At 52.6% G+C, this 7133-nt stretch carries 5 protein-coding genes; 4 read left to right on the top strand and 1 reads right to left on the bottom strand.

What is annotated here, in order from left to right; all coding sequences use genetic code 11:
• From ACOJTG_RS07500 to ACOJTG_RS07485, 4 genes are all read left to right on the top strand, one after another.
• On the top strand, positions 1-647 hold a 647-nt coding region (locus ACOJTG_RS07500; RefSeq protein ID WP_420153239.1), incomplete at its 5' end, for a DUF4432 family protein.
• Between the two features lie 6 nt (positions 648-653).
• Positions 654-1871, top strand: coding sequence for a class I mannose-6-phosphate isomerase (locus ACOJTG_RS07495; protein WP_420153238.1), 1218 nt, complete (start codon positions 654-656; stop codon positions 1869-1871).
• Between the two features lie 33 nt (positions 1872-1904).
• Positions 1905-2933 carry a sugar phosphate isomerase/epimerase family protein gene (locus ACOJTG_RS07490; RefSeq protein WP_420153237.1) on the top strand — a complete coding sequence of 343 codons (1029 nt, stop codon included), beginning with the start codon at positions 1905-1907 and terminating at the stop codon, positions 2931-2933.
• 15 nt (positions 2934-2948) lie between these two features.
• Positions 2949-4109, top strand: a complete 1161-nt coding sequence (locus tag ACOJTG_RS07485; RefSeq protein WP_420153236.1) for a Gfo/Idh/MocA family protein — start codon at positions 2949-2951, stop codon at positions 4107-4109.
• 170 nt (positions 4110-4279) lie between these two features.
• Here the strand turns inward: ACOJTG_RS07485 and ACOJTG_RS07480 are convergent, their stop codons facing one another.
• The gene (locus ACOJTG_RS07480) at positions 4280-6814 is read right to left on the bottom strand and encodes a PAS domain-containing sensor histidine kinase (protein ID WP_420153235.1); all 2535 of its coding nucleotides are present in this window, start codon (positions 6812-6814) and stop codon (positions 4280-4282) included.
• Positions 6815-7133 lie beyond the last annotated feature (319 nt).

Below are 7133 nucleotides of genomic sequence, written 5' to 3'. Positions count from 1 at the left end.
CGGGTCAGCTGGTTATGAGCGTACGCGGGCGGATTCGTCAGAGTCAGGCCTTAGGTACGCGGTTGGAACTAAGCCGTACCCTTTCGTCAACGCTCGGAAAAGCCAGTCTTCGCTTGCGGGACGAAATAGTCAATCGGGGTAACACTACGGCTCCGCACATGCTGCTGTACCACATCAACCTGGGTTGGCCGCTCATCGACGAGGGTACCCGCCTGCTCTGGCGAGGTTCCTGGGAGTCGGGTTCGGATCACCCGCAATTGTTTCGACCCGAGCACGATTTTCGTACCTGTCCCGCCCCTCTGGATGACCACGCCGGGGCGGGGGAGGAAGTAGCCTTTATTAATCTGGAAGCGGATGACGCAGGGCAATGTCAATGCGGCGTATATAATAAAGCGTTAGGATTGGCACTTGTCATTCGCTTTTATAAACAGCAGCTTCCCTGGCTGACCAACTGGCAACATTGGGGAAAGGGCGAGTACGTGACGGGCCTTGAACCCGGAACCCATCCGCCGATGGGCCAGGCCCAGGCCCGAGCAACCCGGCATCTGATTTGGCTCGAACCCGGTGAACGTCGTTTGTACGAACTGGAAATAGAGGTGCTGACGGATTCTCAGGCTCTGGAAACGCTTTTCAAGCAATACCACTAAACCTTTATGACAATGACATCAGCAAGCATGGCCGCCTGGGCCTTAGAGCAGGGACAAGGCATTCTACGACTGGCTCCTACCTGGGTGCCCCGCTCTTTTTGCGTACCGGGTCGGCGAATCAAACTGCATCCCGATGACTACTACGTACTCGGGGGTGAGCGGGGTGGTATCGACGAACGCTGGCTGGCTTCGACGACGCCCGCCAAAAATGGACCCTTAACGGGCCCGAACGAAGGCCTCAGTCAGATTGTGTTCGAAGCAGACGGAACCTGTCACCAGTTTCTTCTCAGGGACGCCGTGGCGGAGTTGAAGGGGGCGTTAATCGGCGATCGGCTTTGGAATGAATACCAGAACTGGCCGATGTATTCCAAGTTTTTTGACAACATGGGTCCCTTGCCACATCACATCCACCACAACGACGAACACGCCCGGCTCATCGGTCAGTTGGGTAAACCAGAGGCGTATTACTTTCCACCACAACTGAACAACCACGGCGGAGACTTTCCCTATACGTTCTTTGGCCTGACGCCGGGTACCACGCACTCGCAGGTACGCCAATGTCTGGAAAATTTTACCAAAGGCGATAACAAAATCACCAATCTTTCGCAGGCGTACCGGCTCGAACCCGGTACCGGCTGGGACGTGCCGCCCGGCTTACTGCACGCTCCCGGTAGCCTGTGTACGTACGAACCGCAAAAGGCCTCGGACGTTTTCGCCATGTACCAGTCCCTGGTCAATGAAGCGATTATTCCGGAAGAACTACTCTGGAATGGGACACCACCCGAGCGTCGCGGGGATATAGAACAGCTCCTGGAAGTGATCGACTGGGACCTGAATCTGGACCCGGAGATGATGCAAAACCGATTCATGGCTCCTAAACCCGTACGCGATCCGGAAGTGATGCAGGGTTACCAGGAAAGCTGGGTATGTTATAAATCCGAAGCCTTCAGTGCTAAAGAATTGACCGTCCTGCCTGGCCAAACCGTAACCATTCCGGATGGGGCGGCGTATGGACTCATTCTCATGCAAGGGCATGGGAAACTGGGCGTATGGAACATCGAAACGCCCAGCCTGATTCGCTACGGGCAGCTGACCAGCGATGAATTTTTTGTCAGCGAAAAAGCGGCGGTTGCCGGGGTGACGATTACCAATGCCTCCGCCACGGAACCGCTCGTGATGCTCAAACACTTCGGTCCCAACAATCCCGATCTGGTACTTGATTAGTTTTTTCTCACGAATCCTCTGAACCTATTTACGATGCATACATTCCCTAAACTTCATAACGCTACCTGGCCCGGCATTGTCGGCAAGGGGCCTGACTCGGAACCCATTCTTTCCCTCGATACCATGCTTGAACTGACGGCCGGGGCCGAAGTCAACGGGATCACCTTCGATGGCGTGGATCTGGGCCTCTTCGAGCAACACGTCAATCTGGATGCCGACGATCAGGAGATTCAGGCACTCGCCGACAAAATTAGCGGCTTTGGTCTGGACGTCGGTAGTCTGGTAGCTCCCATCTGGGGCGGCCCGGCCCTGGGTTCTGCATCGGAGCAGGCCTTTTTTCTGGAACAGGTTCGCAAATCCTGTCAATTTGGACAGAAGTTACGGGAGATCGGGATCCGTCCCGGCGGCGTCATTCGCATTGATTCGGCCAGCTCGCCGCAGCAGTGGGCCACAGACCCGCACGGAAATACGCAGAAAATTGCCGATACCTTTCGCCGGGCCTGCGACATTGCAGCTGAGTACGGAGAAACGCTGGCGGCGGAGGGGGAAGTCTGCTGGGGGGGGATGCACAGCTGGAAAACCATGCTCGAAACGCTGGAAGCCGTCGATCGACCTAACCTGGGTTTTCAGGCGGATATGTCGCATACGCTTCTGTATCTGCTGGGAACGAACCGACCCGAGGATCGCATCTTACCGCCCGATTTCGACTGGAGTGACCGCGATACGCTGCAAGAGGCCCTTCAAAGGCTAACGGCAGCCCTACGGCCTTGGACGGTCGATTTTCACGTGGCCCAAAACGATGGAACCGTGTACGGAACGGGTTCGCACGATAAAACCGGACGGCATTGTTTACCCACGGACCCCGCGGGTAAACTCGACATTGTACACGATGCGGGCTACTGGCTGCGGGATGAAAAGGGGCAGCTCACCAAAGCCTTCCGCCACATTTGCTGGGATGGCTGTATGTTTCCCAACGAAGTAATGCAACGGCAGCAAACCTGGAACGACATTCTGGCGGTGATGATTCAGGTACGCGAAGCTCACGGCTGGTCAGAAGCTTAACCTTTTCCTACACACATGAACGCATCCAAAGAACTCCGCATTGGTTTGATTGGTACGGGCTTTATGGGCCGTACGCATTCAAACGGGTATAAACGGGTTGGTGATTTTTTTCCGAAGCTGGCCTATCGTCCGGTTCTGCAAGCCGTCTGTTCGCGAAACCTCGAAAAGGTAACGGATTTTGCTCAGCAATGGGGCTACGCCTCGGTCGAAACGGACTGGCAGGCCCTGATTGCCCGGGACGACATTGATGCCATAGACATTTGTACACCCAATGAGTGGCACGCGGAAATAGCACTAGCGGCAGCGGCAGCCGGAAAAATGATTCTCTGTGAAAAACCCCTGGCCCGAACTCTACCCGAAGCCGAAGCGATGGTAGCGGCGGTAGAGAAGGCCGGGGTTCGCAACACGGTCTGGTACAACTACCGCCGCCTGCCCGCGGTTACGCTGGCCAAGCAAATCATCGATTCGGGGCAGCTGGGACGTATTTTTCATTACCGGGCCAATTTTTTGCAGGATTGGACCATTAACGCCAACCTCTCGCAAGGGGGAGGAAACTGGCGAATGGACGTTGCCTCGGCGGGCTCGGGGGTTACGGGCGATTTACTCGCCCACTGCATCGATACGGCTCTGTGGCTGAATGGGTCAATTCGGGACGTATCAGCGGTAACCGAAACGTTCATCAAAGAGCGGGTTCATGAACAAACCGGAGAACTCACGGCCGTCGGTATTGACGATGCCTGCCTGTTTCACTGTCATTTTGAAAACGGTTCGCTCGGTTTGTTCGAATCCACGCGATACGCCCGGGGCCATAAAGCGTTGTATACCTTTGAAATCAACGGCGAACACGCGTCCATCCGCTGGGATCTGCATGATTTGAACCGACTGGAATACTTTGATCACCGCGACGCATCGGCCTTGCGGGGCTGGCGATCCATTCACGTTACGGATGGCGAACATCCCTACCTGAGTCAGTGGTGGGTACCCGGTTTGGGGCTAGGCTACGAACACAGCTTCGTGCATCAGGTCGCTGATTTTCTGAAAAGTCTGGAAACCGATGAACCCTGTCATCCTACCTTTCTCGATGCTCTGCAAACGCAGCGGGTGTGCCAGGCTGTACTGGATTCAGCGGCCACCCGAAGCTGGCAGAACACGGGCATTCACGAAGCGGTCCAGTAAGAAACGATCAGTTAAGCCATGAAAACAAGGTTTAACCGTTGATCTGTAAGGTATTTTTATGGGACAAGTAAGTAGTGAATCCTGGTGCTTTACTTAAGAAAACAGGGGTTAGAAACATCGTATTCCCTAACCCCTGTTTCCGTTTCGTAGCCTACTTAGTAGTTATTTCATCAGGCCGGGAAGAATACGTGGAAGGTTGCTCCCTGTCCGGGTTCACTCTTGGCGGTAATGGCTCCTTGGTGATTTTCCATTACCCGCTGACAAATGGCCAGCCCGATACCCGTTCCCTTGTACTGTTGCCGGGTATGCAGCCGCTGAAAAACTTCGAATAAACGCTCGGCGTACTGCGGCTCAAAACCAATCCCCTGATCGGCTACGCTGATGCGATAATACCGCGGAGCCTTCAACACGGTTTGGAGTTCAGGGGGTAAATCAGTGGATGTAATCAGCTGCGAATACACGTGAATACGCGGAATTTCTCCGACTTTGACAAACTTCAAGGCATTGGACAACAGGTTCTGGAACAATTGCCGAAGCTGACTCTCATCCCCGAGTAAAGCCGGTAACGGGTCAATCTGTAAATCCGCTTTGGTTTCCTGCAGGCGTATTTCCAGCGATTCCAGTACGCGAGCTAATACTCGCTGTAACGATACAATCATTTTTTCATCCTGATCGACAGCCAGTCGTGAAAAGGCCAGCAGATCCTGAATCAGGGTAGACATTTGTTCGCCGGATTTGGTGATTTTTGACAGGATGGTCAGACCCTGTTCATCCAGTCGGTCCGCGTATTTCTTTTCAATAAGTGTACTGAACGCCTGAATTTTTCGCAGCGGTTCCTGCAAATCGTGACTGGCTACGTACGCAAACTGCTTCAAACGATCGTTGGAAAGATGCAAAAGTCGATTCAACTGCGTCATTTCCTCCAGATGCGTCGATAGGATTTCATTGCTTTTCGCCACTTCCTCGCTACTGGCCTGTAATTCTTCATTCACGGCGGCTAATTCCTCGGTGCGTTTTTGCACTTCGTTTTCCAGCGTATTTTGTAGTTCCCGTTCGAGGGTAATGTCACGGGCTGTACCTAAAAACCGATGGGCTTCCCCTTTTGCATTCCTGTAGTGCTGACCGATGACCTGAATAGTTTGAGGCTGATCCGTTTGAGCGTTCAGGATTCGATACTCGGCTTGAAACCCACCGTTGGATTCCGGATTTAACGATTGCTCCCACAACCGGGTGAGGTGACGGCGATCATCGGGATGTACCATAGACCATGCTTCTTCCAGGGACATTTCCGTATGAGGTAGCCCAAACTTACGGGCGTACTTCTCAGAAGTGTACATCTGATCTTTCGTAAGATCAATGGTCCAGGTGGTCAATTCCGCCAGCTCAATCGCATCCCGCAAGGCCGCTTCACTTTCTTCGAGTGCCTGGCGGCTAATAACCGTCGGTGTAACATCCTGAATGATACCCGAAATCGAAACGGGTTTGCCTTTTTCCGTCAGAACCTGTCCCATGGAATGCAGGTAACGTAAGTGGCCATTCTGGCGACTGATGACCCGATACGTGACATTGTGATAGCCACTCTGTTTACCCGCGATGGAATCTTCAATCGCCTGGATGGTTTTTTCACGATCCTGTTCATGGATGAGTTGAAAAACGTCATCAAGCTGGTATTGCTGACTGGGCAGCTCAAACCAATCCACAATGGCTTGGGAATGAGTCGATAGGCGGCTGGCTATGTCTACCTTAAAACTACCGAGGTTTCCAATGGTGAGAGCCAACTCCAGATCACGGCTTTTATTCAGAAGTTCCTGTTGGGCATGCACCTGCGAAGTAACGTCCTGACAAAACACAACGACACCCGTAATCGTACCATCCTGCTCCCGATACGGCTGATAAATCAGATTTAAAAAACCCGCCCTACTTCCGCTTTCTTCCTGAATCTGATATGGCTGCTCGAAAAGGTGCAGAGGTTCACCGGTTTGCATGACTTGCTGAAGGATGGGCCGAAAAGGGTCAACTGCTTCGGGAATAACTTCAAACAGGGGCTGATGAAGCAGGTCTTCAACGGTGTGATTGACCAGTCGGGCGTACGCTTCGTTGACAATCGTTACCTGAAACGATTCCCCAGTCAGAACAATGATGCCCGCCGTAGCCTGACGAATCAGATTTTGGAAGCGTTGCTCGGAAACGGCCAACTGTTGGGTCGTTAGTACTTTCTGCGTAGTCTCCGTACACGCCACAAATACGCCTCGTACCTGACCTTTTTCGTCTTTAACGGGACTGTAGCTGTAGGTCCAGTACACGGGTTCTATTTTTCCGTTCCGATAGATGGGTAGGAGCTGATCTTCCTCCCAGGTTGCCTCGCCACCCGCCATGATGGCATTGAGTCGGGGACGATTAAACGCCCATACCTCCGGCCAAATGTCTTTACCCCGGCTGCCGAGTACGGCTGGGTGTTTACCCGTAACGCCCAAACTGGGTCGGTAGGCGTCGTTGTAAAAGCAGATATAGTCGGGTCCCCAGTAAAGAAACATGGGAAACTTGGAATTCAGCAAAATACCCAGACTGATACACAAGCTGGCTGGCCAGGTGTCGGGGGTTCCGAGCGAGGTCTTCGACCAGTCGAACTGGCGGGTAAGTTGACCCATTTCTCCACCTCCTTGTAAAAATGGAAAAGGATTAGCGTTGACGTGGGGTAAGGTCATAGTTACGAATAACAATCAATACTTTCGTTGAAGGGAGTAATGAATTGATCCTAACGTTGAAAAGGAACAATTACCTCAAAAATGATTTGTTTCTTGAGGTAAGTCCACTACTAAAAAACCGTACAGGGGCGTGTTTTAAGTGAAGAACGGATGTATTTACGCATCCTTCAGGGCTCTTTGGGGAAGACAATAAACAAGCGATAAGTAACGGGAGGAGAGCTAGCGTACTTGGATCATTGAAATAATAGGAAGAATAGTGCGGGAGATCTGGAAAAAAAACCATTGTTTCCGGTGTAACCTTCGTTAGGCTGGAACGTAC

Origin of the sequence: Siphonobacter sp., from assembly GCF_048595215.1 — a bacterium.
GTDB lineage: Bacteria > Bacteroidota > Bacteroidia > Cytophagales > Spirosomataceae > Siphonobacter.
The sequence above is the reverse complement of the archived record's forward strand: the minus strand, read 5'-3'. Positions and strand labels throughout refer to the sequence as shown.

Coding starts and splice junctions, on each gene's coding strand:
- ACOJTG_RS07495 (WP_420153238.1), top strand. CDS start 654: ATGACAATGACATCAGCAAGCATGGCCGCCTGGGCCTTAGAGCAGGGA.
- ACOJTG_RS07490 (WP_420153237.1), top strand. CDS start 1,905: ATGCATACATTCCCTAAACTTCATAACGCTACCTGGCCCGGCATTGTC.
- ACOJTG_RS07485 (WP_420153236.1), top strand. CDS start 2,949: ATGAACGCATCCAAAGAACTCCGCATTGGTTTGATTGGTACGGGCTTT.
- ACOJTG_RS07480 (WP_420153235.1), bottom strand. CDS start 6,814: ATGACCTTACCCCACGTCAACGCTAATCCTTTTCCATTTTTACAAGGA.